25 protein-coding genes are annotated in these 25,990 nt (G+C 42.3%); 4 read left to right on the top strand and 21 right to left on the bottom strand.

Going from position 1 to position 25,990, the window contains the following annotated elements:
- Positions 1 to 141: 141 nt before the first annotated feature.
- The 18 genes from phoU to ACWPWY_RS03135 all read right to left on the bottom strand — a co-directional run bounded on the left by phoU (position 142) and on the right by ACWPWY_RS03135 (position 20,737).
- The gene (phoU, locus tag ACWPWY_RS03220; protein ID WP_454190360.1) at positions 142 to 801 is read right to left on the bottom strand and encodes a phosphate signaling complex protein PhoU; all 660 of its coding nucleotides are present in this window, start codon (positions 799 to 801) and stop codon (positions 142 to 144) included.
- A gap of 55 nt (positions 802 to 856) precedes the next feature.
- On the bottom strand, positions 857 to 1,615 hold the full coding sequence (gene pstB / locus ACWPWY_RS03215) for a phosphate ABC transporter ATP-binding protein PstB (protein ID WP_454190359.1): 759 nt from the start codon (positions 1,613 to 1,615) through the stop codon (positions 857 to 859).
- 275 nt (positions 1,616 to 1,890) lie between these two features.
- Positions 1,891 to 2,622, bottom strand: coding sequence for a response regulator transcription factor (locus tag ACWPWY_RS03210; protein WP_454190358.1), 732 nt, complete (start codon positions 2,620 to 2,622; stop codon positions 1,891 to 1,893).
- A 106-nt stretch (positions 2,623 to 2,728) separates the two neighbouring features.
- Positions 2,729 to 4,546: a two-component system histidine kinase PnpS gene (gene pnpS, locus ACWPWY_RS03205; RefSeq protein WP_454190357.1), complete on the bottom strand. Its 1,818-nt coding sequence runs from the start codon at positions 4,544 to 4,546 to the stop codon at positions 2,729 to 2,731.
- Between the two features lie 45 nt (positions 4,547 to 4,591).
- The gene (locus tag ACWPWY_RS03200; RefSeq protein WP_454190356.1) at positions 4,592 to 5,557 is read right to left on the bottom strand and encodes a bile acid:sodium symporter family protein; all 966 of its coding nucleotides are present in this window, start codon (positions 5,555 to 5,557) and stop codon (positions 4,592 to 4,594) included.
- 153 nt (positions 5,558 to 5,710) lie between these two features.
- A complete protein-coding gene (locus ACWPWY_RS03195; RefSeq protein WP_454190355.1) occupies positions 5,711 to 6,574 on the bottom strand; it encodes an SDR family oxidoreductase in 864 nt (287 codons plus the stop codon).
- Between the two features lie 316 nt (positions 6,575 to 6,890).
- A complete protein-coding gene (locus tag ACWPWY_RS03190; protein ID WP_454190354.1) occupies positions 6,891 to 7,310 on the bottom strand; it encodes a hypothetical protein in 420 nt (139 codons plus the stop codon).
- 220 nt (positions 7,311 to 7,530) lie between these two features.
- Positions 7,531 to 8,472: a malate dehydrogenase gene (gene mdh, locus ACWPWY_RS03185; RefSeq protein WP_454190353.1), complete on the bottom strand. Its 942-nt coding sequence runs from the start codon at positions 8,470 to 8,472 to the stop codon at positions 7,531 to 7,533.
- A 12-nt stretch (positions 8,473 to 8,484) separates the two neighbouring features.
- Entirely contained in the window at positions 8,485 to 9,780 is a 1,296-nt protein-coding gene (gene icd, locus ACWPWY_RS03180; RefSeq protein WP_454192780.1) for an NADP-dependent isocitrate dehydrogenase, read from the bottom strand.
- 124 nt (positions 9,781 to 9,904) lie between these two features.
- Positions 9,905 to 11,017, bottom strand: a complete 1,113-nt coding sequence (citZ, locus tag ACWPWY_RS03175; RefSeq protein WP_454190352.1) for a citrate synthase — start codon at positions 11,015 to 11,017, stop codon at positions 9,905 to 9,907.
- A gap of 307 nt (positions 11,018 to 11,324) precedes the next feature.
- The gene (locus ACWPWY_RS03170; protein WP_191797949.1) at positions 11,325 to 11,720 is read right to left on the bottom strand and encodes an FxsA family protein; all 396 of its coding nucleotides are present in this window, start codon (positions 11,718 to 11,720) and stop codon (positions 11,325 to 11,327) included.
- Between the two features lie 6 nt (positions 11,721 to 11,726).
- The gene (locus tag ACWPWY_RS03165) at positions 11,727 to 12,245 is read right to left on the bottom strand and encodes an acyl-CoA thioesterase (protein WP_454192779.1); all 519 of its coding nucleotides are present in this window, start codon (positions 12,243 to 12,245) and stop codon (positions 11,727 to 11,729) included.
- A 109-nt stretch (positions 12,246 to 12,354) separates the two neighbouring features.
- Entirely contained in the window at positions 12,355 to 13,770 is a 1,416-nt protein-coding gene (gene pyk / locus ACWPWY_RS03160; protein ID WP_454190351.1) for a pyruvate kinase, read from the bottom strand.
- Between the two features lie 139 nt (positions 13,771 to 13,909).
- Positions 13,910 to 14,875, bottom strand: coding sequence for an acetyl-CoA carboxylase carboxyltransferase subunit alpha (locus ACWPWY_RS03155; protein WP_454190350.1), 966 nt, complete (start codon positions 14,873 to 14,875; stop codon positions 13,910 to 13,912).
- A 1-nt stretch (position 14,876) separates the two neighbouring features.
- Positions 14,877 to 15,767, bottom strand: a complete 891-nt coding sequence (gene accD / locus ACWPWY_RS03150; RefSeq protein WP_454190349.1) for an acetyl-CoA carboxylase, carboxyltransferase subunit beta — start codon at positions 15,765 to 15,767, stop codon at positions 14,877 to 14,879.
- Positions 15,768 to 15,978: 211 nt separating this feature from the next.
- Positions 15,979 to 16,167: a glutamate decarboxylase gene (locus tag ACWPWY_RS03145; protein WP_191797943.1), complete on the bottom strand. Its 189-nt coding sequence runs from the start codon at positions 16,165 to 16,167 to the stop codon at positions 15,979 to 15,981.
- Positions 16,168 to 16,338: 171 nt separating this feature from the next.
- Complete coding sequence (locus tag ACWPWY_RS03140; protein WP_213532248.1) at positions 16,339 to 16,830, bottom strand: phosphatidylglycerophosphatase A family protein; 492 nt, start codon at positions 16,828 to 16,830, stop codon at positions 16,339 to 16,341.
- A gap of 199 nt (positions 16,831 to 17,029) precedes the next feature.
- Positions 17,030 to 20,737, bottom strand: coding sequence for a DNA polymerase III subunit alpha (locus ACWPWY_RS03135; protein WP_454190348.1), 3,708 nt, complete (start codon positions 20,735 to 20,737; stop codon positions 17,030 to 17,032).
- A gap of 155 nt (positions 20,738 to 20,892) precedes the next feature.
- Between ACWPWY_RS03135 and ACWPWY_RS03130 the strand changes: the two genes are divergently transcribed.
- From ACWPWY_RS03130 to ACWPWY_RS03120, 3 genes are all read left to right on the top strand, one after another.
- Positions 20,893 to 21,219, top strand: a complete 327-nt coding sequence (locus tag ACWPWY_RS03130) for a YtrH family sporulation protein (protein ID WP_191798628.1) — start codon at positions 20,893 to 20,895, stop codon at positions 21,217 to 21,219.
- Positions 21,220 to 21,238: 19 nt separating this feature from the next.
- Entirely contained in the window at positions 21,239 to 21,724 is a 486-nt protein-coding gene (locus tag ACWPWY_RS03125) for a hypothetical protein (RefSeq protein WP_454190347.1), read from the top strand.
- Between the two features lie 102 nt (positions 21,725 to 21,826).
- Positions 21,827 to 22,138 (top strand): YtpI family protein, encoded by a 312-nt coding sequence (locus ACWPWY_RS03120; RefSeq protein ID WP_454190346.1) that lies wholly within the window; start codon positions 21,827 to 21,829, stop codon positions 22,136 to 22,138.
- Between the two features lie 20 nt (positions 22,139 to 22,158).
- Here the strand turns inward: ACWPWY_RS03120 and ACWPWY_RS03115 are convergent, their stop codons facing one another.
- From ACWPWY_RS03115 to ACWPWY_RS03105, 3 genes are all read right to left on the bottom strand, one after another.
- Positions 22,159 to 23,496 (bottom strand): DRTGG domain-containing protein, encoded by a 1,338-nt coding sequence (locus ACWPWY_RS03115; RefSeq protein ID WP_454190345.1) that lies wholly within the window; start codon positions 23,494 to 23,496, stop codon positions 22,159 to 22,161.
- Between the two features lie 157 nt (positions 23,497 to 23,653).
- Positions 23,654 to 23,968 (bottom strand): hypothetical protein, encoded by a 315-nt coding sequence (locus tag ACWPWY_RS03110; protein ID WP_454190344.1) that lies wholly within the window; start codon positions 23,966 to 23,968, stop codon positions 23,654 to 23,656.
- A 103-nt stretch (positions 23,969 to 24,071) separates the two neighbouring features.
- A complete protein-coding gene (locus ACWPWY_RS03105) occupies positions 24,072 to 24,422 on the bottom strand; it encodes a YlbF family regulator (RefSeq protein ID WP_285747566.1) in 351 nt (116 codons plus the stop codon).
- A gap of 191 nt (positions 24,423 to 24,613) precedes the next feature.
- On the opposite strand from ACWPWY_RS03105, the gene ACWPWY_RS03100 reads away from it, so the two are divergent.
- Entirely contained in the window at positions 24,614 to 25,981 is a 1,368-nt protein-coding gene (locus ACWPWY_RS03100) for a YheC/YheD family endospore coat-associated protein (RefSeq protein ID WP_454190343.1), read from the top strand.
- Positions 25,982 to 25,990: the final 9 nt, after the last annotated feature.

The following is a 25,990-nucleotide window of genomic DNA, read 5'->3' as shown; positions in this document are numbered from 1 at the left end:
TATAATTACCCACTATTACACATAAAGAAACAGAATTACCCTAAAATTTCTAAAAAAATAGAAATTAAAGAATAATTCTGCCATTTACGAGGGTCTAAAAACCCATATATTACAACCTATTTCCTATAATATTTGTCCTCTTTATTGATTCAAATCAGGACGTTTCCCTGTTACTAAATATACGGCACTCTCACCAATATTGGTCGCATGATCACCAATTCGTTCGATATAGCGACCCACTAGCATAAGAAGCATAGCCTGGGAAGCGTCTTGCGGGTGATCCACCATGAGCGCATATAGGTCTGTTATCATATGGCTGTACAGTTCATCCACTTCATCATCCGTTTTTGCCATTTTGTAAGCCAAATCTGCATTTTCATCAAGATATGAAGTAATGGAGTCATCAATCATTAGCTTAACAATCTCCCCCATCCGAGGGATATCGACAAGAGGTTTGATTAGTTTCTGACCTTCCATACGCAGTGTCACTTTGGCAACATCCAGTGCAAGATCACCCATTCGTTCTAGGTCACTTGAGATTTTGAAAGCTACGATAATTCTTCTTAGATCTTTAGCGACTGGCTGTTGTGTGATAATTAGCTTCGTTCCAAGTTCCATGATCTCTTCTTCCATTGCATTTAGCTCGATATCTTTCGATACAACCTTCTGCGCAAGTTTGAGGTCACCTGACTTTAAACTGTTGATGGCATCTACCAAAGCTGTATTTACGTGTTCCGCCATCTTGAGTAGTAAATCTCGAAGCTGATTTAATTCCCGGTCAAATCCTTTTCTACGAATCATCCTTGCTGTTCCTCCTCATGTAAATGAAGTGTAGCTATTTTATTCGTACAATCCGTTAACCAAAACGTCCAGATACATAATCTTCTGTTCTGGGGTCTTGTGGATTGGAGAAAATTTCGTTCGTTTCCGCCGCTTCTATCACTTCCCCATTCAGGAAAAAGACCGTTTTTCCAGATACGCGAGCAGCTTGATGCATATTATGTGTAACCATGACAATCGTATAATGATCTCTTAATTCTTGTACAAGTTCCTCAATTTTGAGGGTAGAGATCGGATCGAGAGCTGATGTTGCTTCATCCATAAGCAGCACTTCAGGTTGAACTGCCAAAGCACGGGCTATGCATAAGCGTTGCTGTTGTCCTCCCGACAGACTCATTGCCGAGCGTTTCAGGTAATCTTTCACTTCATCCCACAGTGCAGATCGGCGCAAACTTTGTTCCACAATCTCATCAAGCACTTTTTTATCCGTTGTTCCGTGAAGGCGTGGACCATAAGCGATGTTATCATAAATTGTCTTAGGAAAAGGATTCGGTTGTTGAAACACCATACCTACCCGTTTGCGAAGGGTCTCAATCGGCAGGTTCTCACCATAAATATCTTGTCCATCCATCTCCACTTTCCCTTCAATTCTCGTACCGCTTATCATATCATTCATACGGTTAAGTGTACGAAGGAGAGTAGATTTACCGCAGCCCGAAGGACCGATAAAAGCAGTTACTGTATTTTTGGGAATCTCAAGGTTTACATTCTTTAGCGCTTGAAAAGATTCATAATATAGATTCAGGTTTTTAATATTTATCATCGTGCTGTTCATCCCTGGTTTATCTCCTTTACTGCATAGTGAGGCTCATCTTGTCATACGAAAAAAACCTCACAAAAATAAAAGCTCTACATCATTGTAACGTCTCATTGTAAAGGCTATATAAACAATTGTTAACGCTATGTAAAATGTAAATCAGGAAAGTCCGCTAATTCGCCTATTCTCCGTTTCGAAGAGCGGACTTTCCTGATTTCAAGGGCTCTTGGTCAGTCAGGACAATCCTCTCCCTATCTTGTCTCCAAGGACAATTAATGATTCTAAGTAAAGGATCATCGAAGCTGTGAAACCGTCTTTCGTTTGCCTGCTACTAGCTTGTATCCCACACCACGTATGGAGTCAATATGAACCGTTTCGGGATCGAGCTCCAGTTTTTTGCGCAGAGAGCTTACATGAACATCTACGGTTCGCTGCCCTCCAATGTAATCAAATCCCCAGACCGCATTCATCAGATCATCCCTTGTAAGTACTACACCAGGCTTTTTAGCTAAATATAAAAGCACTTCAAACTCTTTCGGACGAAGCTGTATGGGTTGTCCACTCAGCGTCACTTCATACTTCTTCGGATATATCTCAAGTTCCCCTAAAATAATTCTTGATCCGTCCTCTTCATCAGGTGTAGGCTGTTCCTCCATACCAGATACCCTTCGCAGTACCGCATCCACCCTGGCCAGCAGTTCCGAAACCCCAAATGGTTTCGTTATATAATCATCTGCACCTAGCTTTAGTCCTTGAACGACTTCATTTTCTCCATTTTTAGCAGTGAGAATAATGACAGGAGTTTTCACCCCCGTACTTCTAAGTTTACTGAGAACTTCGAGTCCATTCATTCCAGGGAGCATAATATCGAGCAGTATCAGATCAAACTCCTGAGAAGAAGCTCGATCATAACCGGATGTACCGTGATCTTCTACTGTTACATCATGACCTTCTTGGGTCAAGTTATAGGAGAGTAATCTTGCTAGTGTCGGCTCATCTTCAATAACTAATAATCGCTGTGCCATGGTATCCCCTGCTTTCATCTCATGTTCATTCAGTTCATAATATCATTACTTTGTTATCGTGGTGTAAAATATGACAGTCTATATTATCTGCTATCCATTTGATCATCTATTCCTCATCCGCATGTTCCTGAAGAAGCGGCAAAACAACGGTAAATGTCGTTCCCGTACCCAGCTCACTCTCCACCATTAGCGTTCCTTGATGCAGTTCGACCAAATGTTTAACAATGGATAGTCCGAGACCCGTCCCGCCAGAATTACGAGATCTTCCTTTATCCACTCGATAAAATCGTTCAAATACTCTCGGTAAGTCGGCTTTCGGTATACCGATCCCCGTATCACTGATTTGGAAAACAACTTTCTCTTCTCCTTCATCCTTGTCAATGGATGCCTGAATTTTAACCTGTCCACCTTCAAGAGTATAGTTAATCCCATTACTGATTAGATTCAAAAAGATCTGTTTCAGTTTATCCTCATCAGCTTCAATAAATAATTCATTAGGTACATCTACAAGAAGACGAATCTGTTTTTTCTCAGCTACATTGCTTAGCGTTCCGGTCACCATATCAAAGAACGAATGAAGATGAACCGGAGAGCAATCAAGGTTGGACCGTCTGGATTCTATTTGTGATAATTCCAATATATCACCGATCAGGCGGTTCAATCGGTCACCTTCATCATATATAATTTGCAAAAAGGATCGAACAGTTTCCTCATCCTTCACTCCTCCGCTAAGAAGTGTTTCTGCAAAACCTTTCACTGCTGCTACAGGTGTCTTCAATTCGTGAGATACATTAGCTACAAATTCACTCCGCATATTTTCTAGACGCCGAATGGCGGTGATATCCTGAAGTAAAAATAGCATCCCACGATAACTCCCATCATTCTCGAACATCGGAACACCGTCTAAACCAACAATTAATTCTTCAGGTTGATATAAACGTACTTCTTCGTGTATACGATCTCTATGATCTATGGAAGATTCAATGGTTTTCGTTAACTCATAATGTCGTTTTTTGAGTTCATGATAGGGTCTGCCCATCACACGACGCTGTTCAACACCAAGCATACGCTCACTTTCTTTATTGAGCACTGCGATATTTTGTGTGGCATCAATCATAATAATACCGCCTGTCATATTGCTCATTACACTCTGAACCAAATCTTCACTATCACGGATCATTTTCAGCTGAGTCTGCAGGCTGTCTGCCATGCCGTTGATTGCCTTGCCGAGTTGTCCGATTTCATCATCGCGATTAAATCTAACTCTTGCATCATAATCCAGTTGAGATATTTGATTCGCTACCTTCGTAATGTGCTCGATTGGACTTGTAAGACTTTTCCCCACCCGGTAGCAGACAAATGCCACCAATACAAACAAAATAATAAGAGTGATAAACATAAGAAACCAACCTCGACCTAGTCCTTCGTCTACCGCTTTTAAGCTCATAGAAAGCCTGATATAACCATCAAATTTCCCATCTGATGAAGTTACAGGAAGCGCAATATATAACATCTTTTGACCAAGCGTTTCGCTCGTTCGAATAGAATGTCCGTATGAAGTAGTTCCTTCGTTAATAGATGTAATTTCTTCACGATTTAGGTGGTTATCCATCTTGGTTGCACTATGCTCCGAATCACCAATAACGGTACCATCTCTAAGGATAAACGTTGTTCTTGAATCGGTGAGATCCTCAAGTTCTTTTGCTTTTTCTGTATAATATTTGGTTACCGTCTCGGAATCACCTTGAGTCTTTATAAAAGGAAAATGGGTTTTCAGTAGGTTAATCTCACGCACCATATTTTCTTCAAGGGCATTAATATGTACTTCTTTGAATACTTGACCCAGAGCCACACCTGCCGCTAAGACAGAAATAAAGATCAGCGTCATCATAATAGCTGTAAGCCGAAAACGAAAAGTCTTCATGCGTTATTTACTCATCCTTTATACCGTTATTGTTAACATTATCTTTTATATTTCTTCTTTTTGAACTGGTAAAAAACGTTGCAGTAGTGCATGATGCAGTGTTGCAAGCGGCTGCTGAATCATAATCCCGAGAACAACCGGAATCGCTGCCTGCGGTGAAAAATAACCCATAGCGAGCACAAGACCGAGTGATATATTACGCATCCCTGCCGCGTAAGACATCGTCACCCTTATTTCCCGGGAAACATTTTTCATAAGAAAAGAGCCTGCAAATCCAATACAATAGCATAACGCAACTAACAACACGACAGCAATAGAAGCAAGAATAACACTTGTTTCCAATGTTCTCATATGAGGAGCGATGGCTGCCGCATTTAGAAGTACGACTGCAGCGAAGAATATTTTTGAAATAGGCAATGTAACTGGGGCAGACCACGCTTTAAATTTCCCTTTTGAAATTTCATAGATGCTTACACCAAGAACGGTAGGAACTACGATAATTAACAAAAGATCCTTCATTAGCGAAACCGTATCAAATTTGATATCTGCTCCAAAAAAGAGTTCGATCATCCCTGGCACAACCAGTGGACTAAGTGCTGAATCTACCACTACCATGGCAAGCATTAAAGGAACACTGCCATAAGACATGCCAACCCATAATACCGAAGAAACACCTAAAGGAATAATTGAGAATAAAACTAATCCTACCGTATAGTCAGAGTCTGGACCAAACAGAGCTGCTCCAAGTGCAAAAGCAATAAGCGGTGTCAGTACATGAGCTAGAAGCAGTGTAATAAATACAGGCATCGGTTTGTACACCACATTCTTCAAATGAGTAAGACCGCATCCCAAAGCCATGACAAAGGTAACAAAACCAAATAAATAGGGAACCCAAGCTACAAATGGTAAAAACAGTTCAGAAAAAACAATCCCTACAATTAGGGTGAATGGAATAATAGCAAACATGTACTTCTCAAACCAGGCAGCAAATCGAAGTGACCAAGATCCCATATATTATCCGATTCCTTTCCTTGTTTCTATCAAAATGATCATACCACACATTAAACGGCGTACTTCGATCGTTATGTAAATTTTATTAAATTAAAGTAAAAAGGTCTCATACGGAAGACCGTACAAGACCTGATATATGTTATAGCTGATTTATTAACCGTTCACTACTTCTCCGCCATTTACATGGATAACTTGTCCACTCACGTATGATGAATCACTGGATGCAAGATATACGTAAGCCGGTGCGAGTTCTTCCGGTTCACCTGGACGTTTCATCGGCTGTGTTGCTCCGAATTCACTTACTTTCTTTTCATCAAAAGTAGAAGGAATAAGCGGAGTCCAGATCGGCCCCGGTGCTACTGCATTTACTCTGATTCCTTTATCGGCCAAATGCATTGACAATGAACGTGTGAAAGCGGTAATCGCTCCTTTCGTAGCAGAGTAATCAATTAGATTCTCGCTGCCTCGGTAAGCCGTGATGGAAGTGGTATTAATGACAGCACTACCGTTTGTTAAATGAGGCATAGCTGCTCTTGTCATATAGAACATACTGAATATGTTCGTACGGAACGTTGTTTCCAGCTGTTCATCCGTAATGTCTTCAAAATTCTGCTGTGGATGCTGCTCAGCTGCGTTGTTCACTAGAATATCCAGCCCGCCTAATTCATCTACCGTTTGTTTGATCGCTTCGCTACAGAACGCGGAATCCCGAATATCACCTGGTATCAGAATACACTTCACACCTTCTTGCTCTACGCATTTTTTGGTCTCCTCTGCATCGCTATGTTCATCTAAATAGACAATCGATACATTTGCTCCTTCTTTTGCGTACGCTACGGCCACAGCACGACCAATTCCGCTGTCTCCACCTGTAATTAGAGCTGACTTCCCTTTCAATTTCCCTGCTGCTTTGTAAGCTTCCCCTTTGTACTTCGGTCTTGGGGTCATTTCTGATTCAATCCCTGGCTGTTTGCTTTGTTGTTGTGGAGGTAAAGTTTTGTTCTGATTCTCTGACATAATCTCGTTCTCCCTTCCTTTTCTAGAATGTTCTATCACGCATTTTCATAATCAAGTTATAGGATGGCTAATCTTGCTCTCCTTATACGCCATTTTTCGAAACGTAACAGCAGATTAACAACAATCCTCTTCGTTATGAATTTACCCGTCCTCTGCTTAATGAAACGTTCTTATATCACTCTATGAAAAGAAAAGCCAACCCTTTTCTATAAAAAAAAGACAGAACTTTTCGCAAATACTTGCGAATGATTCTGCCTTACTTAAAAATACATAGGGTTGATGAATACTTTATATCGATATGTATTCTACCTAGTTTCTACCAAGGGTAGACCATGATTCCAAGCATGACGAGCAACAATACAGCTAAAATAATACTGAACATACGCAGTTTATTTTTCTCTGCACTGATATCCCGTTTTTCTTGAATACCTGCAATGCCAAGACGAAGTGATTTACCCATGATTCCACCAATCGCAAGCATTGCGATAAAGATCACAACAACCAGGATCATCCATGAAACTTCATACTCACCTTTGCTCATGATGTATCCGCCTGTAATTAGCTGAATGATCAAACCGTATTGAGCAACACGATTAAATGTTCTGACAGCAGCGATACTTCCCTCTTGAGCTGGTGCTGCTAGTTTCATAAGCGCACTAACCACGAAAGGAAGTAAAAGATAATAACCTACCGATACTGCACCAAGTATGTGTACAAAATAAAAAATTGAACCCATCTTTTCGATTCACTCCTTTCTTACCGTTCTATTATGATATTGTCCGTAGAAATAAAACCGGAACCAATCCATGGACTAAACAGAATGATTCCATCGTCGCTTTATTCCTATCTCTCAAATTATACTGATTATTAAGTATAAAGAAAAGGAAACCCTGTTCATTTACAGGATTTCCTTATCATTCATTCACTGTTTATTCATTTATTAATGAATTAAAGGCCTATACCGTTACGACAGACATGACATTACGCACAGATTCAGCCGATTGATCGAGGGCTGCTTTTTCCTCTGTTGTAAGATCAAGTTCAAATATTCTCTCGATCCCATTACCGCCAAGGATCGTAGGAACACCAAGAAATAAATCGTGGTAACCATACTCTCCTTCAAGATAAGCAATGACAGGAATAATCCGTTTTTTATCCTTGAGAATAGCTTCCGTCATCTGTACAAGGGAAGCGGCAGGAGCATAATAGGCACTTCCGTTGCCAAGCAGGTTCACGATTTCCCCACCGCCAACACGAGTTCGCTGTACGATAGATTCAATCCGATCTTCTGAAATCAGTGAGTCGATAGGAATACCACCCACACTAGAGTAACGTACGAGAGGTACCATATCGTCCCCATGACCGCCAAGTACGAAGCCTCGAACATCCTCGACAGAAACATTCAGTTCTTGAGCGATAAAAGTGCAGTAGCGAGCAGTATCCAGCACACCCGACTGCCCAATAACACGGTTCTTTGGAAAACCAAGTGCATGGTATGCAGCATAAGTCATCGCATCCACTGGATTGCTTAATATAATAACGATGGAATCAGGACAATATCTTTTAATATTTTCACAAACCGATTTGACAATCCCTGCATTGGTGTTCACCAGATCATCACGACTCATTCCTGGTTTCCGAGCAATTCCTGCAGTAATAATAACAATATCCGAATCAGCTGCATCTTCGTAGTCTGAAGTACCAACGATGTTACTATCAAAACCTTGAATTGGGCTTGCTTCGAGCATATCAAGCGCTTTTCCCTTCGTTGGGTTCTCAAGTTGAGGAATGTCAACAAGAACAACGTCACCAAGTTCTTTCTGAGCTATCATAAGTGCGGTAGTAGCTCCGGTAAACCCAGCTCCAACGACAGTAATTTTTTTACGCTGAATTGTCAATAGATTCGCTCCTTATAGGTTTTTAATAATTTCATTAGCAAATTCGGAACATTTCACTTCTGTAGCGCCATCCATCAAACGTGCAAAATCGTAAGTTACCGTTTTGTTATTGATGGAAGTTCCCATACCTTTATAGATCAGGTCAGCCGCTTCCTGCCATCCCAAATGTTCAAGAAGCATTACGCCGGACAAAATCACGGAACCTGGGTTAACCAAGTCTTTGTCTGCATATTTAGGAGCAGTACCGTGTGTTGCTTCAAAGATTGCATGTCCTGTTACATAGTTGATGTTTGCTCCCGGAGCAATACCGATTCCGCCTACTTGTGCTGCAAGAGCATCAGATAGGTAGTCACCGTTCAGGTTAAGCGTTGCAATGACATCAAATTCGGATGGACGAGTCAACACTTGTTGAAGGGCGATATCAGCAATCGCATCCTTAATGATGATTTTACCTGCATCTTCTGCTGCTTTTTGAGCGGCATTCGCTGCATCTGTACCTTCTTTTTCTTTAATTACGTCATACTGAGCCCAAGTGAATACTTTATCGCCGAATTCAGCTTCAGCCACTTCATAACCCCAGTTTTTGAAAGCACCCTCAGTAAACTTCATGATATTACCTTTGTGCACAAGCGTAACGCTCTTACGTCCATGAGTAATGGCATACTCAACCGCTGCACGTACTAGACGCTTCGATCCTTCGGAAGAAACAGGTTTAATTCCGATACCGGAAGTTTCAGGGAAGCGAATTTTGTTAGCGCCCATTTCCTGTTGAAGGAATTGGATTACTTTTTTCACTTCTTCAGAACCTTCTTGGTATTCAATCCCTGCATAAATGTCTTCTGTATTTTCACGGAAAATGACCATGTCAACAAGTTCAGGACGTTTTACCGGAGAAGGTACACCATCGAAATAACGTACAGGACGCAAGCACACATACAGATCAAGTTCTTGACGAAGTGCTACGTTTAGAGAACGAATTCCGCCACCGATTGGTGTAGTAAGTGGTCCTTTAATCGCTACAATATACTCACGGATTGCTTCAAGTGTATCCGCAGGAAGCCACTCGCCGTATGTATTAAATGCTTTTTCACCAGCAAATACTTCATACCAAGCAATTTTCTTTTCGCCGTTATATGCTTTCTCAACAGCAGCATCTAGTACGCGTTTGGATGCTTTCCAAATATCGCGGCCTGTTCCGTCCCCTTCAATGAAAGGAATAATCGGGTTATTTGGAACTTGAAGCTGTCCATTATCAATCGTAATTTGCTCGCCTTCTGTAGGGAGTACGAATTTTTCAAAGTTTGGCATCATTTATTTCCTCCTTGTTTTGTGAATCTACAGTACTACACGGGCATAGAAGGGCCCTGCAACAATCTCCTTCACGGAAACGATTGCCAAGGGCACCTTCTTTTATTATACATGTTTCTAGGGACTAGCGACGCTCAATCGGGATATACTTCTGATTCGTAGGACCGGTGTACTCTGCCCGAGGACGAATAATCCGGTTATCAGAAAGCTGTTCCAAGATATGAGCTGTCCACCCAGATACACGACTAATCGCAAAAATCGGTGTGAACAATTCTCTATTAATACCAAGCTGTGTATAAACAGAGGCTGAATAGAAATCTACATTTGGTTTCAGACCTTTTTGAGAGGTGATCAGCTCTTCAATCTGAACTGACATCTCATATAGATCGGTATTTCCTTTTTGTTCTCCAAGTTCAAGAGACATTTTTTGCAAATGTTTTGCACGCGGGTCGCCGTTTTTGTAAACCCGATGACCAAAACCCATGATTTTCTCACGGTTATCCAGTTTATCTTGAATATAAGATTCGAGCTTATCTACTGAACCGATCTCGCTCAGCATTTTCATTACCGCTTCATTGGCTCCTCCGTGAAGTGGGCCTTTGAGCGCCCCAATAGCTGAAGTTACACCCGAATAAATATCGGATAACGTAGCTACCGTCACTCGTCCTGCAAATGTTGAGGCATTAAGTTCATGATCTGCATGAAGAACAAGGGCTTGATCAAGCGCTTTTACAGATGTCTCCGACGGTTCTTCACCCGTCAGCATATACAGGAAATTCTCAGCAATGGATACACCTTGTTTAGGCGCTACCGGTTCATTTCCTTCGCGAATTTGGGCAATCGCTGCAACGATGGTTGGAAGCTGAGCCTGCAATTTCACGGCTTTGATCTCATTTGCTTCTTGAGAATCGTCTTCTGCATTCTCATCATAGAGCGCCAAGGCTGAAATGGCAGAACGAAGAGCCGCCATTGTGTTTTGTTTTTGAGGATATAATTTAATTTGAGAAATAAGTGCATCAGGAATAGGTGCATATTCACTTAGCTTCTGTTTTAGATTATCAAGTTCAATCCTATTCGGCAGTTTGCCAAACCAGAGCAGATAAGCAACTTCTTCAAAGCAAGCATTTGAAGCTAGATCATCAATATCATACCCACGATAAGTGAGGACGCCGTCAACAATGGAACTGATTGAGGAAGTTGTCGCCACAATGCCTTCAAGTCCTTTGGTAGCTGTCATTTTACACCTCTCCTTTTGTTACAAAATAGAGTTCTAATTAAAAATGAAAACAGTTACATTATTAAATATTCTTAAGAAATTCCAGGCTCTACAGACATCATGTGTAAAAGTATCACTTCCATCATCATACTGGATTTTGTCGATGATGTGAACAATTTGAAGGTTTAGAAGGATATCAAAGATTTCTTTCACAGGCATAAGTATTTTTTTGTAATCACTTTCATTGACAATTAAGGAGGGCTATGTACATGTTTTCTTGCCGTAAAAAGGAGCAGGAAAATATTATTCTCCCTGCTCCTATAAACAATCAGAATCGCCGATGAATTCTAATTTTTCCTTCTTTCAATTTCTTCTCCAGCCATTTTAATAAAAAGATTCGATATAATGGTCTTGTTAGCGGAAAGAGAAGAGTAAAGCCAATAATATCAGTTATAAACCCGGGGATGACAAGTAGCATGCCTCCCACAAAAACACAGAGGCCATCCAGCATCTTTCGGCCAGGCACCTGGCCATTTTGCATTTCTCTTCGGGTGTCCTGCATTACTTTACGGCCTTCAAATTGCATCATCGCTATTCCAATCAGCGAAGTTAAAACAATTAACAAAATGGTGGATCCAGCGCCGATTCTTTCACTTACCCATATAAATCCAAACAATTCCACACCGGGAATGATTAAAAGCGCAGCCCACATCCAATTTCGCATGTACGGTTACTCCCTTCCAAGCCTTAAAGCCTTACTTAAAGCATCGTACAGGTTCGGAAAACTTTTATCAAGTCTAACGGGCCGAAAATCACCGTTTACCCACGCATGCTGTGTTGTGCCGGTAACAAGAAGTTCACCTGGAAGCTCCGCAGATGAGGTAATTGGTCCTAAGGAGATCGGGCTTTGCCCTGTTAATGACAAGCCCTCATCTCTCCGCACTTCATACTCATAAGTAAGCCGAACACTGCTCATTTGAATGATTCGAGTCCAAACGGTGACATAATCATCGTATTTGGCAGGTTTTCTGTATTTCAGATCGAGACCGATGACAGGTAACAGCACCCCTGCTTCTTCCATACTGCGATACGTGAGCCCAAGACTGCGAATCATCTCGGTTCTGCCAATCTCAAACCAATTCACATAATTGGCATGGTACACAACGCCCATTTGGTCACTTTCCTGATAACGCACGCGAAAACAAGCACCGAACCATGCACTTTTCTCTTGCTCGTCCCTATCCTTTATTGGGCTCATAGGTTTTCACTTCCTTTACAGAGGTTCATTACTGTGAAAAAAGCAATGGGACCCATTGGCCCCATTGCTTTTTGTTGTTTGATATTTTAATTAAAAACGATTAGATATGATCAATTTTAACGAGGTTAGTAGAACCAGAGCGTCCAAGTGGAATACCTGCTGTAATAACAACAAGATCGCCTTCTTCTACAATACCGGATTTTTTGCCGCCTTCTACTGCATTTGCAAACAATCCGTCCGTAGTATCACATGGATTACCTTTAACTGGAGTTACACCCCATGTCAAAGCTAGTTTACGCATCGTACGGTCTTCATTTGTTACAGCTACGATTGGAGCTTCAGGACGGTATTTGGAAACCATACGAGCAGTATGACCAGATTCCGTTGAAGTAAGAATCGCTTTTGCATGTAGTTCATATGCACTGCTCGCAACAGATTGGCTGATCGCCTCAGTTACTGTGATTTCTTGAGCACTGCGTTGTTTTTTATAAAGTTCTTTGTAGTTCAAAGCAGATTCTGCTTTTTCTGCAATACGAGCCATCGTTAGAACAGACTCAACTGGGTATTTCCCTGCTGCTGTCTCACCAGACAACATGATTGCATCTGTACCGTCAAAGATTGCGTTCGCAACGTCACTTGCTTCTGCGCGAGTTGGACGAGGGTTACGTTGCATAGAATCCAGCATTTGAGTTGCTGTAATTACTGGTTTACCAGCAAGGTTACATTTCTCAATCATACGTTTTTGCACAAGAGGTACCTCTTCTGCAGGAATTTCTACACCAAGGTCACCACGAGCAACCATTAAACCATCTGAAACTTCAAGAATTTCATCAAGGTTATCAACACCTTGTTGGTTTTCAATTTTGGAGATAATGTGAATATGTCCAGCGTTATGCTTTTCAAGCAATTCGCGAATTTCAAGTACGTCACTTGCTTTACGTACGAAGGAAGCCGCAACAAAATCGATACCTTGCTCAATTCCAAAAATGATATCGTTAGCGTCTTTCTCGGTAATACCTGGCAGGGAAATGTCAACTCCTGGTACGTTTACACCTTTTTTGCTCTTAATCGTACCGCCATTTACGATGCGGCATTTGATTTCAGTACCATTTACTTCCACTACTGTTAAACCGATCAAGCCGTCATCAATCAAAATTGTTGATCCTGGAGATACGTCTCCTGGCAAATCTTCATAAGTAACAGAAATACGATCTTTGTTACCAAGGATTTCTTCCGTTGTAAGGGTAACAAACTCATCTTGAACTAGTTCAATTGGTTCTACTTCAAGTTTACCTGTACGAATCTCAGGACCTTTAGTGTCAAGCAAGATGGCAACAGTCTTGTTCAATTCTTCAGAAGCCTGACGAATCGTTTTGATACGTGCTCCGTGCTCTTCATAATCACCGTGGGAGAAGTTTAGACGTGCCACATTCATACCAGCCATGATCAACTTTTTTGTGTTCTCCAACGATTCACTGGAAGGACCAATGGTACATACAATTTTTGTTTTGCGCATTTTGTAGTTTCCTCCGTTTTCAAGACTCTCTTTATATATCCTTTTCCAACAATTAAATCTACTACAAATTTCGTCATTTGTATAGGAACTTTGTCATATTAATCTTTGCCGAAAGAAGAATCTTCTAAAAGAGTCTCTTTTATTTTTTTAAATTTTCTTGAAACTTACCGATTTTCCGGAATTTATTGTAGCGATCTTGACGAAGTTCTTCCCCTGTCATACTTATTAACTCGGAAAGATGCTGTTCAATCATTAGTTTAATTGATTTAGCTGTCGCTTCATAATCAAGATGAGCCCCGCCCTTAGGTTCAGGAACGATGTCTTCGATAACTTCCATCTCTATTAGATCCTGTGCTGTAATTTTCATAGCTTCTGCTGCTTGATCTGCCTTCGTGGCATCTTTCCACAGAATAGAAGCCGCACCGTTTGGCGAAATCACAGAATAGATGGCATGCTCCAGCATAAGTACACGGTTCCCTACGGCCATCGCTAATGCTCCGCCGCTTCCACCTTCACCAATGATGACACAAATGACAGGTACAGACAGCTTCGCCATTTCAATTAAGTTACGAGCGATAGCTTCTGACTGTCCTCTTTCCTCCGCTGTTTTACCAGGATAAGCACCTTTAGTATCAATAAACGTGATGATCGGACGACCAAACTTGTCCGCTTGGCGCATCAATCGAAGTGCTTTTCGAAACCCTTCTGGATGAGCGCTTCCGAAAAATCGCGCAATGTTATCTTTGGTATCTTTACCTCGTTGCTGACCAATAACGGTTACCGGTCTACCTCCAAGTTTAGCAAGGCCCCCTACTACTGCTAGATCATCACCAAACAGGCGATCACCATGAAGCTCCATGAAATCGGAAAATACAAGCGTTATAAGATCTAGTGAGGTCGGACGCTGATGATGCCTTGCGATATGCATTTTCTGAGGAGCCGTGATGGAAGAATACACTTCTTCCTCAAGCTTGGCATAACGCTCTTCTAATCGGTTTACCTCATCTGTAAAGTCAATCCCTTTTTCAAGACCGAACTGCTGAAGCTCTTCTATCTTCTTGCGCATCTCCGTAAGGGGCGCTTCATGTGGCAACTCTCCCGCCAACTTACACCTCTCCCTTCACTTCATGCATATCTAGTAATTTGGCTAGAGTAGTGCGTAAATCTTTACGATGTACTACCATGTCCAGCTGTCCATGCTGCAAGTTAAATTCAGCAGTTTGAAAATCATCTGGTAATTTTTGACGAATGGTTTGCTCAATTACAATTCGGCCAGCGAATCCGAAGATAGCCCCTGGTTCCGCAATATTAATATCACCAAGCATAGCAAAGCTGGCAGATACACCGCCTGTAGTTGGATCAGTAATGACAGAGATGTACAGCCCCCCCTGCTCGTCCAATCTTGCAAGAGCACTGCTTGTTTTAGCCATCTGCATTAAACTTAAGATGCTCTCCTGCATTCTAGCTCCTCCGGATGTAGAGAAGATAATGAGCGGCAATTTTTTCTCCGTCGCTTTCTCTATAGCCCGGGTGATTTTTTCACCAACTACAGATCCCATGCTTCCCGTGAAAAAGTCAAAACTCATAACACAGACCACTACAGGATGACCATCTATGCTACCTTCACCGGTAACTACAGCATCCTTCAGACCTGATTTCATGGTTTGTTGTTCAAGCTTTGATTTATAACCTGGGAACTCTAATGGATCCACTGAAACCATATCCGAATCATATTCGATAAAGCCTTCATCAAGTGTCATCTTGATACGTTCCATTGCATTTAAACGCATATGATAGCCGCATGAAGGACAAACTTTCAGATTCTTCTCAAGCTCTTTACTATATTGAATCGTGCCGCATTTGCTGCACTTGTTCATGAGCCCTTCCGGGACCTCACGTCTTGGGCGGTCCACTCCTTCAGGAGCATCATTCTGCCCTGTTCGCTCTGAAGGTATGGTCGCGTATTTCCGCTTTTTCTGGAATATATCTTTGAACACAACTACACCTCTTCAGCCGTAAATTTGATGGCTTGCTAGTCTAGAAATGACCAGCCATTAACAACATAGCATGGGCAAACAAAAAAAGTGCCTATACGCAAAAAAAAGAGGAGACAGACACACACAGACAAGGGAGTCGTTCACTCTTTCCTTTAAATTCCCTGCCGCATAAAATAGGTCCGCAAACAAGAATAGAACTCCATTGCTTCATTTAGGAATGCAAGATGGAATTCAGTACTTCCTGAACCTCTTCTAACTCACCGGAGGGAACGAGAATTTCATACTGTTGCTTGGATAAACTGATGGGACGGGTCTGTACTAGAAATCCTTCATCCGCAAGCCGAGTTTTTAGTCTGTCAGCAATTTTTGCTGTCGGTGCAATATATATCACCGTCCACATGCCATTTCCGCCCCCTAAGCCTTATGATCAAAGCTCGCATAATGGCTTAATGATAACATACCTCTCTTTTTTTCCGCAAGAAAGGCTTGGAGGCAGAATGATTCATGTGTCGTATTGTTCTATTCATGTAACTATTGTTTTCGCCTATTTCCACTTAAGATAAACCTTTATTTATGGATTAAACGGATAATTTTTGGCGCTTATGTTCTTATGAGCAATTCTTGCAGATGCCGCAGCGGCAAGACCAGCAACTAAATCATCCAAAAATACATGAACTCCTGAATTTTTGTCATTCAGTGTTTCAATGATCCCCATTTTCTCTTTATCTAAATAGCCAAAACTCGTTAGTCCAATCATCCCGTATACACTAGTAATACCGAGTGCTAGAGTCTCGTCCACACCATAAAGGGGCTCATCAGCTTCAAGGAGTGCCTGAAGAGGCTGAGGTAAAAGTTTTTTCTCAGCAAGCTCATCCAGTGCAATTCCCGTGTAAAGCGTATACTGAACTTCCCGTTTACATAGAACCGCACGAACACTCTCCACACACTCTTCTTCTTTCAGTTCTGGGTGAAACTTCTTCTGAAGGGTGAACACGATCTCTGCAATCGATTCTATCGTCACACCTCGTCGTTTCAGCATCGCTTCCACAATCTCATATGACATCCGCTGATTCCCCCATCCCTGTAGGCGTAATTGTCTCATTTTGAAAAAGTCTGTAACAAAGTGAGAGCAAATCATCTACTTAAAAATGCACCAAATGTTTGGTGTTCCTAAGTGTATGCAGCCGGGATAGAAATTGTTCGTAAAAAGTATGTTAAATGAATCATTTTACACGACCTTCCTCTTACATCATTGAAGAGGGTCACTTCACTACGACGGTTCCCTTACCCAGAATTTCTTCTAGTCCAGCTATCAGTTCTGGAGAAGGTTTAATACTATAAGCTTCGCTTAACGCTCTGTAGGACCTATGCTCCTCATAGAATAAAACGGTTGTTACCGGTCCCGGATGTTGCTGCAATACAGCCTTCAGTTTGGTAAGAACACCTGACTTTTCCGCTGCTGGTGTTATCTTCATATACACTCGCTGTTTTACGTGCACGTTAAGCTTAGGTACTGACTCGTTTCTCGTTCCTGCCTTAGCTGTCCCTTTCGCTTTCTGAGAAGCAATAGAGGAGCCACTAGACGCCGTGTTTACTCTTGCCCGGCTGGCTGCTTCAGAAGTTTGCTGCGGCAAAGGAGACGCAGTTGTCTTCGTCTGAACAGAGGAACCGTATTTTTTATCTTGCCGCCCTGTGCTACGCTGTTTTTGTAAGGCAAGGCGATGTAGGTTCTCACCGGATAAAGGAGCTATTTCGTCAGCAAGTAGCTTAAATCCTTCATCCTGAAGCTGTACTTTAGCACGAATCGCAAGTAATGCACCTTTGTCAATCAGCTGCTCGCTTTTACGCCATACTTCTGGAAAAAGGACCACTTCTGTCCGCTCGATCTGATCCTCAAGCTCCATAAATGCCATCGATTTTCCTTGTTTGGTAGTGATCTGTTTGACCGATACCACCATGCCGGCTGTTACGACCACTGACTCATCTTCGGCATCTGGAAGTTCCATCAGTTTGCTTGCTTCTTCTGCCTCCAAAACTTCACTATAATGGTCAAGCGGGTGTCCAGAGAGATAAAGCCCAAGCAGTTCACGTTCGAGTTCTAGTTGCTGCGACATGCTATGTTCCGGTATATTCGGATACTCAATCTCCCAGTTTGGAGTTTCTACAAAATCAAAAAGTTGAATCTGTAAGTCTTCTCGTTCTTTCCGCCATTTTAGTGCGGCTTCCACCACTTCATCGAGCATGGCAAGCAGCTGTGCGCGGTGGCCTGGAAGCTGGTCAAAAGCACCCGCCTGAATCAGCGATTCAATCACACGTTTGTTGCAAACCCTGAGGTCTACTCTTCGGCAAAAATCAAGCAAACTTTCAAATGGACCGTCTTTACTGCGAACAGCAAGAATACTTTCCATCGCTTGAGTACCAACATTTTTAATTGCAGCCAGCCCAAAGCGGATACGCCCCTGCGTGTTCTCTTCTTTAGCCGTGTCATCTCCCAGAGAGTGTTCGTTACCTTCCACGACTGGAGTGAATAAAATCCCGCTCTCATTCACATCAGGCGGAAGAATCGGGATTCCCATCCGTCTGCATTCGACGACATATTCCGCTACTTTCCGATGATTTCCCATGACCGCAGTTAACATGGAAGCCATAAATGGTGCAGGATAATGTGCTTTCAGATAAGCGGTTTGAAATGCCAAAATTCCATAGGCTGCCGCATGCGCACGCGGGAATCCGTAGTTGGCAAAACGAACAATCATGTCATAAACTTGATCCGCTTCTTCCTTGCTATATCCTTGCGCCGCACTTCCTTTAACAAAGTGTTCTCGTTCGAGATCAAGCACTTCTCTCTTTTTCTTGGACACAGCTCTGCGCAGCAAATCTGCTTCTCCAAGTGAAAATCCAGCCATGCTTGAAGCAATCTGCATGATCTGTTCCTGGTATACGATAATACCGTACGTATCTTCTAAAATAGGGATGAGATCTTGATGCGGATACTCCACTTCAATGAGTCCATGCTTACCCTGAATATACTTAGGAATAAATTCCATTGGACCCGGACGATATAGAGCAAGTACCGAGATGATATCCTCAAAAACAGAAGGTTTTAGATCCTTCAGTACCCTCCGAATCCCTGCAGATTCCAATTGGAAAATGCCCGTAGTATCCCCACTTCCCAGCATTTCGTAGGTCTTAGGATCATCATCAGAAATATACCGAAAATCTGGTACCTTGCCTTCCTGTTCACTAACCCAGCGCAGGCAGCGTTCAATGATAGACAACGTTCTTAGACCCAAAAAGTCCATTTTCAACAAACCAATTGACTCTAGGTTTTCCATAGAATACTGCGTCAGTGCAGCTCCCTCGCTGCCTTCCTGAAGAGGAACCACATCGGTCAGTGGATCTCTCGATATGACAACACCAGCCGCATGTGTCGAAGCATGTCTTGGCATGCCTTCTACTTTTTTCGCCATATCCAGCAGTTCTCTTGTTTTGGGCTTGGTTTCATAGAGTGCTTTGAGCTCAGGAGTAAGTTCGAGTGCCTTGGTAATATTCATGCCAATCTGACCGGGAATCAGTTTTGCCGCTTTATCAACCTCTGCATACGGAATGCTGAGTACTCTTCCCACATCCCTTACTGCCGCCCTGGCAGCCAATGTTCCAAAGGTAATAATCTGTGCGACATGCTCGCGGCCATATTTTCTGGAAACATAGTCGATGACTTCATCTCTTCGCTCATCGCTGAAGTCAATATCGATATCGGGCATCGTAATCCGCTCAGGATTTAAGAAGCGCTCAAAAAGAAGCCGATATTTTATCGGATCGACATTCGTAATGCGTAGAACATAAGCGACAAGGCTTCCCGCTGAGGAACCCCGTCCTGGTCCAGTTGCAATGCCCTCTTGATGTGCATAAGCAATAAAATCCCACACAATTAAGAAATAATCAGAAAATCCCATTTCTTCAATTACACCAAGCTCATAATAGAGCCGGTCAAATAGTTCCTTTTTCCCTTCATCACTACTCCATCGGCTTGTGTCCTCATAACGTGATCTAAGTCCTTCTTCACACAGCAGTTTAAGATACTCGCCTGGTGTGAGTCCTTCTGGTATCGGTCTATAGGCCGGCAGGATATAGTTTCCAAACTCAAGTTTCAAATCGGTTCGGTCAGCGATCCGTACTGTATTTTCAATCGCTTCTGGTACATGCGGGAACAGACTTTTCATCTGCTCACTACTCTTTAAATAAAGCTGGCTTGAGGGGATGCGAAGCCGGTCTTCATCATCCACGGTCTTACCCGTACCAATGCAGATGAGTACGTCCTGAACTTCCGCATCTTCTTCGGACAGATAATGAGCGTCGTTCGTTGCAACGAGCGGAATATCCAGCTCTTTTGATAGACGAATGAGTTCAGGATTCACTCGTTTCTGTTCAGCAAGACCGTGATCTTGCAGTTCAAGATAAAAGCGGTCTCCAAATATCGTTTTATAACGAAGTGCTGCCTCTCTAGCTTCATCTATACGTCCCATGAGTATATGTTGCGGAATTTCTCCTCCAAGACACGCACTTAAACAAATGATTCCTTCATTGTACTGCGCCAGGCTCTCCATATCGATGCGAGGTTTATAATGAAACCCTTCCAAATGACCAATGGAGCAGAGTTTCATTAGGTTTTGGTAACCGATATGATTCTGAGCAAGCAAGATCAAGTGATAAATCGGTTGATCCTTGCGGTTTCCCCGTTCATGACGAGAACCTGTTGTCATATATGCTTCACAGCCGATAATCGGCTTGATTCCTTTTGCTACACATGCTTTATAAAAAGGGATTGCTCCATACATGACCCCGTGGTCTGTTAAAGCAAGAGCCTTCATCCCGTCGTTCGCTGCTTTGTCCACGAGCTCTACAATCCGTGCAGCACCGTCAAGCAGGCTGTATTCGCTATGAACATGTAAATGCACAAATGAACTCATGACCGTTACATCCTTCCCTTACTTATATTTCACGTATTTTATCTTTTCTATTTTATCATAACAAGGCAGGCTCCGCCCATAGAATAGAGTACAAGCAAGCTATGTCCTTCCTTTCTCGTATACAAACGAAGGAGGACAGAAAGGAGCCGGACCACATTATGAGTTTCATGTCTAAGATTATCCTCGATTTCTTTATTGCGTTTGGCATCGTACTCGGCGGGGCAATGCTCGGCGGAGTCGGTGCTGTCGTGTCCCTTCAGCCTCCTACTCAGACGATGCTGGATGTTGCAGGCAGAATAAAAATTTGGGCACTGGCCGCCGCTGTCGGTGGAACGATTGACCCCATGCGTGTCATAGAAAGCAATATGCTGGATGGGAATTTATCTCCGGCGATTAAACAGATTTTGTATCTCATTTTCGCTTTTTTAGGTGCTCATATGGGGACTGAACTAGTCAAATGGATATGTACTACCCGAAATTAGGAAGGAGGTAAACGTTCCAATGCGTGTACCGCCAACCTATCTTTTACGTCCTTTTATCCAATTATCCGGTGTCTTTGTGCTGGGTATGATTATCGGATGCGTCGTCTATAATGCGGTGTTTCATGCAAGTTATAATGAGCTGTGGCTTGAAAATAAAGATTTGAAGATTCAAGAAGAACAGTATATAGAGGATATAAAAAACTTAAAAAAATACAGTAAGCGACAAACCGTAATCAAAGAAATTAACGTTCGTGCAGAAGAGTCAGACAAGATCCCCGATTCGGTTTCGGTAAAGGAAATTATACAACTGTTAGGCGATGAACTTGAAGTGTTACGAGGAAGAGATGTATATAACATCGATGAATATAGTAAAATGACCCGAATTATGATGGATAAAAAAACATACACCGTGAGAGAGAAACCCTATTCTGTCAAAATTACAACCATACTTGTTATGGAAGGTGTGCTTCAAGTATGGGTCGAAATCACGCCCTTATTTCGTTAAGGAAACCTAAAGCTCATGGGATTTTTTCAATATATTAAGGAAATTCATGATACAATGAGGACAACATGTATATTTTTCCCAAAAGGAGTTGTCCTGCCAATCATGCTAGATATCATCAGATACGTTTTATTCGCACTGCTACTCATCTCTACGATCACTGCGGGTATTTCCAGCGTTCGTAGCAGACGATCACGTAATCTGCAACAAAGAGGTATTTTGCAGGCGATCAGCAATATTTGGATGGGCATTATGCTGATTGTACTGGCATGTATCCAGATGTTCATGTTTCAAGGGTCTACGGTTGCTGTCATCATAGAAGCTCTCTTTCTCGTTCTTGGCGCATTCCATGTATTTTCCGGTATTCGTAACCGCAGTTACTATGCGAATCAAAAAAGCGAAAAGTCCCCTGCGTAAGGTGGACTTTTCGCTATCGTTTACACCCGGTCAATCGCTTGAAGGGTCATGATTGCTTTACAGATTAACTTATTATCGTCATGGATAATATCAATATCCAATTTACAGTTGAGTCTGCTGATTTCAAGAACTCTCGGCACGATACTAATCTTGTCTTCAATCTGTACAGGTCGTACAAAATAAGTCGTTATATTCTCCAGTACATGATCGCTGCCTGTCTTTTCTTGAGCCGCTTTATAGCCCGCTTGCGTCATTAGGTTGACAAGCACACCTTCAGAGATGGTCCCTAAATCCGTAGCCATCTGCGGAATCACAATCCCGTTAAATCTAGTCTCTCCCTCTGGCCCTCGCTGTTCTACAAATCCATTCCATATGAGATGATCAAACGTTTCACCAAGCTGGGGTTGTTTCTGTGCTTCTCGCATGGCATCCAGCACTTCTCTGCGCTTGACGGAGGTAATCAGTTTCCGATTTCGGTCCACTATAGGTAAATAATCAATTCCCTCCGAAGCCATTAACTGAGCCGCAGAAGCAAGAGAAGTTTTGAGGGTTGCTGTAACTGGCTTACGAACTACACATTTCTCTATCGCTTCGTTCTGGTCGAGTTCAATGACATCTTTGCGAGTAATAATCCCGATGACTCGATTCCATTCATCTATAACGGGAAAACGGAGTTCTCCTGTTTCCAGAACCAGCCTGCTAAAATCGGAAACGGTACTGCTTAGTTTAAGATAATATGACCTAGGCTTGTCTCCTACGATATCTTCGACCAGCATAATTTTTTTCTTAATCAGCCGATCAAAAATAGCCCTGTTGATCATAGACGCTACTGTAAAGGTGTCATGACGGGATGAAATAATGGGAAGGCTCAGCTCATTTGCGAGCTGTATTACCTCTGCACTCGTCTCGAATCCTCCTGTAATCAGTACACCTGCCCCCTGATTTAAAGCCAGAAAATGGGCATTATCCCGATTCCCTACGATGAGCAAGCTGTCTGCATCAATGTATTTGGCCATGGCTTCCTCTTTCATTGCACCGATAACATACTTATGGAGTGGTTTAGAAAGCCCCTCTCTGCCTCCCAGAACATATCCTTCGACAATCTCTACTACATCACCAAACGTCAACTGTTCTGAAGCACCGCGCAATCTTTTCTCTACTCTTATCGTTCCTACTCTTTCTCTCGTAACAACAAGTCCAGCATTCTCTGCTTCTTTAACAGCCCGGTATGCCGTTCCCTCACTTACACCAAGCTCTTTTGCCAATCCACGAACTGATATTTTTGTTCCGATTTTTAGTTGTCTTATGTATTCAAGAAGCTGCATATGCTTCGTAACCGTTTCTTCGTTCCCTTCCAATCTGTTACACCCCTTTTTTTCGGAACTGTACTAGTCTGTACTCATTATATCATGAAATACATAAAATAACCAAAATAAGGTTTTTATAGAAACACAAAAAGGGCTGTTCTGAAGCCATTTCTAGCTTGCAGAACAAACCCTCGATCGTGTGAAAGATTCACTGTGAACGCTCCTTAGCAGGAACAATCTTCACTGTCTTCCCACGCTCCTTATCTTCCATCCACTTTAGTTCCCACTGACGAAGTTTAGATTTGCGTACCCGGTCAAGTGCTTTTCTCTTCTCTTCGTCTACACCAAGAATAAAGTGTAGATTCGCACCAATAACGAGAAGGGCAAAAGCTAGCCAAGTAGCGCTGAATGCCGCACTCCATCCGGTAAACGAAAGATTAGGCAAGGCATACACTGTCATTCCACCAGCAATTAGCATGTAGAAAATATGTTTTGCCTTCGATAATTTTAACTTACCTACCATATTTCTCACTCCTCTTTCTCATGAATCTATATATCTACTCTATGAATGAGAAGTGGTAAATATGTGGACAAATTAGTAAGCGTGAGAAATCAGAGATTAGATTCTACTGATTTGCAGGTCCACCATATAGATGTTGCAGACTTTCCATAATAATTTTGTTCACATCTTCAATGATCACACTCAAACGGCGTTCTGCTTCAAATAGTCTGCGGATATTTAAATTCAGACTGAGAACTTCAAATGATTTTTCCATTTGTTCCATCTCTTCTTGAGCCGGCATATCACCTGACATCATACGCTGTTGAATTTCGTTTTGGCGTCTGCGGAAATCTTCGAGCATACGTTTGCTATCCGGATCTGCATCCACCAATTTCATAGCTGCCGTAATTTCCTGTACTTCTTCGCTTTCTTTCAGTGCTTTTGCAAGTTCATTAGCTTTGTCATGAACGTTCATTATTATTCCTCCCAGCTGATTTTAAGTAATTCTTCATTTCTAGTTTACGTTTCAGGCAAGTTACAACAATTTTAAAAAGCAGGTCAATCACCAAGGGATATATGTCCTCATATGATGAATTACATGCATTGTTCTATTACCCATTCCACCCTAAACAGACATCTTGTTTGCCCCCTGGAAGGAGATCCACGATGTCAAAGAAAAAAGTAGCGATCCAAATAAGCGGATCTGGCCTTCTGCAGGATGACGTCGTGATGCTCGGGGATAAATTTCTCAAGCAATGGAAAATCCCCACTGGACGTCCGTTAATCCTCGCATTCGGAAGTTTCAATCAGGAAGTAACCGTTCTTTCCGTCCCGAAATACGAAGGGATGCGAATGAGTCCATCCTTAGCAAAGAAACTGGGTCTCATTCACCGTTCAGTCCTTCAGATTCGTTATCATGCCGACAGCCGTACACTACGTATCGGTCCACTCATTAGTGTTCTAATCAGCAGAGACCACCCGGATCAGCTAGAAAAACCTTTTGGTTCTATCACCATGTTCTGTAGAGAACTGGTCGGTGCGTGTCAAAAACAGGGTGCGTATGTGTATTTCATTACTCCAAGTCACGTTGAAACGGTAACTGGGCAAATCGAAGGCTGGATTTACGACGATGGCTGGAAAAAAACAGTCATGCCAGTAGCCGACGTCATCAATAATCGGCTTACTTCACGCAAACTTGAGAATAAACCTAGCGTACAGCATTTTGTGAAGGAAGTAAAATCTCTCTACGGGACACAGATGTATAATGAGAAATTTCTCGATAAGCATGAAGTATTTGAAGCACTGAAGACAAATGCTGGACTAAAACGATATTTGCCTGAATCACACTTACTTAGGTCTTTCTCTAGATTCAAAAGTATGTGTTCGGCTCACCCCGTTGTATTTCTAAAACCTGTGCGGGGCAGTCTTGGCAAAGGAATTATTCGGATTTCTCGGCAAACGGACGGCTCATACCTGACTCATGCCACCTTAGTAGGCGGGGTACAGAAACAAGCTTATCCTACTCTAGCCAAACTTTTCACGGGTTTATCCGGGAAGATGAAAACTACAAAATTTCAGATCCAGCAAGGGATTTCGCTTATTGATATTGGAAAAAAACCAGTCGACTTCAGGGCCTTGGTCCAAAAGAACAACACAGGAAAGTGGAAGGTTACCTCTATTGTGGCGCGGATCGCCGGAGGAAGCCATTTTGTGTCGAATCTGGCTAGAGGCGGCTCACTGAGTACGTTAAAAGAAGCGGTAAATAAAACTTCACTCCCTCCGGAAGTCAAAAAAAATGCCCTTGCGCAAATGCGCCGAGCAGCTCTAGATATTGCTTTAGCTATTGAAGAAACCATCCCAGCTCATTTTGGAGAACTTGGTATTGATCTTGCCATGGATACGTCAGGCAACATTTGGCTCATTGAGGTGAATTCGAAACCTTCCAAAAATGATAATACACCGCTTTCGGATAACAAGATACGCCCTTCTGTAAAAGCGATGCTTGAATATTCTGCCTATTTGGCAGGCTTCTAAATCCATACA

Source organism: Paenibacillus sp. Marseille-Q7038, assembly GCF_965111595.1.
The sequence above is the reverse complement of the archived record's forward strand: the minus strand, read 5'-3'. Positions and strand labels throughout refer to the sequence as shown.

Bases quoted from the DNA above. Each gene is read 5' to 3' on its own strand.
- phoU (WP_454190360.1), bottom strand. From the start codon at position 801: ATGATTCGTAGAAAAGGATTTGACCGGGAATTAAATCAGCTTCGAGAT.
- pstB (WP_454190359.1), bottom strand. From the start codon at position 1,615: ATGAACAGCACGATGATAAATATTAAAAACCTGAATCTATATTATGAA.
- ACWPWY_RS03210 (WP_454190358.1), bottom strand. From the start codon at position 2,622: ATGGCACAGCGATTATTAGTTATTGAAGATGAGCCGACACTAGCAAGA.
- pnpS (WP_454190357.1), bottom strand. From the start codon at position 4,546: ATGAAGACTTTTCGTTTTCGGCTTACAGCTATTATGATGACGCTGATC.
- ACWPWY_RS03200 (WP_454190356.1), bottom strand. From the start codon at position 5,557: ATGGGATCTTGGTCACTTCGATTTGCTGCCTGGTTTGAGAAGTACATG.
- ACWPWY_RS03195 (WP_454190355.1), bottom strand. From the start codon at position 6,574: ATGTCAGAGAATCAGAACAAAACTTTACCTCCACAACAACAAAGCAAA.
- ACWPWY_RS03190 (WP_454190354.1), bottom strand. From the start codon at position 7,310: ATGGGTTCAATTTTTTATTTTGTACACATACTTGGTGCAGTATCGGTA.
- icd (WP_454192780.1), bottom strand. From the start codon at position 9,780: ATGCCAAACTTTGAAAAATTCGTACTCCCTACAGAAGGCGAGCAAATT.
- citZ (WP_454190352.1), bottom strand. From the start codon at position 11,017: ATGACAGCTACCAAAGGACTTGAAGGCATTGTGGCGACAACTTCCTCA.
- ACWPWY_RS03170 (WP_191797949.1), bottom strand. From the start codon at position 11,720: ATGCGAAATTGGATGTGGGCTGCGCTTTTAATCATTCCCGGTGTGGAA.
- pyk (WP_454190351.1), bottom strand. From the start codon at position 13,770: ATGCGCAAAACAAAAATTGTATGTACCATTGGTCCTTCCAGTGAATCG.
- ACWPWY_RS03145 (WP_191797943.1), bottom strand. From the start codon at position 16,167: ATGTGGACGGTGATATATATTGCACCGACAGCAAAAATTGCTGACAGA.
- ACWPWY_RS03140 (WP_213532248.1), bottom strand. From the start codon at position 16,830: ATGTCATATGAGATTGTGGAAGCGATGCTGAAACGACGAGGTGTGACG.
- ACWPWY_RS03135 (WP_454190348.1), bottom strand. From the start codon at position 20,737: ATGAGTTCATTTGTGCATTTACATGTTCATAGCGAATACAGCCTGCTT.
- ACWPWY_RS03125 (WP_454190347.1), top strand. From the start codon at position 21,239: ATGCGTGTACCGCCAACCTATCTTTTACGTCCTTTTATCCAATTATCC.
- ACWPWY_RS03120 (WP_454190346.1), top strand. From the start codon at position 21,827: ATGCTAGATATCATCAGATACGTTTTATTCGCACTGCTACTCATCTCT.
- ACWPWY_RS03110 (WP_454190344.1), bottom strand. From the start codon at position 23,968: ATGGTAGGTAAGTTAAAATTATCGAAGGCAAAACATATTTTCTACATG.
- ACWPWY_RS03105 (WP_285747566.1), bottom strand. From the start codon at position 24,422: ATGAACGTTCATGACAAAGCTAATGAACTTGCAAAAGCACTGAAAGAA.
- ACWPWY_RS03100 (WP_454190343.1), top strand. From the start codon at position 24,614: ATGTCAAAGAAAAAAGTAGCGATCCAAATAAGCGGATCTGGCCTTCTG.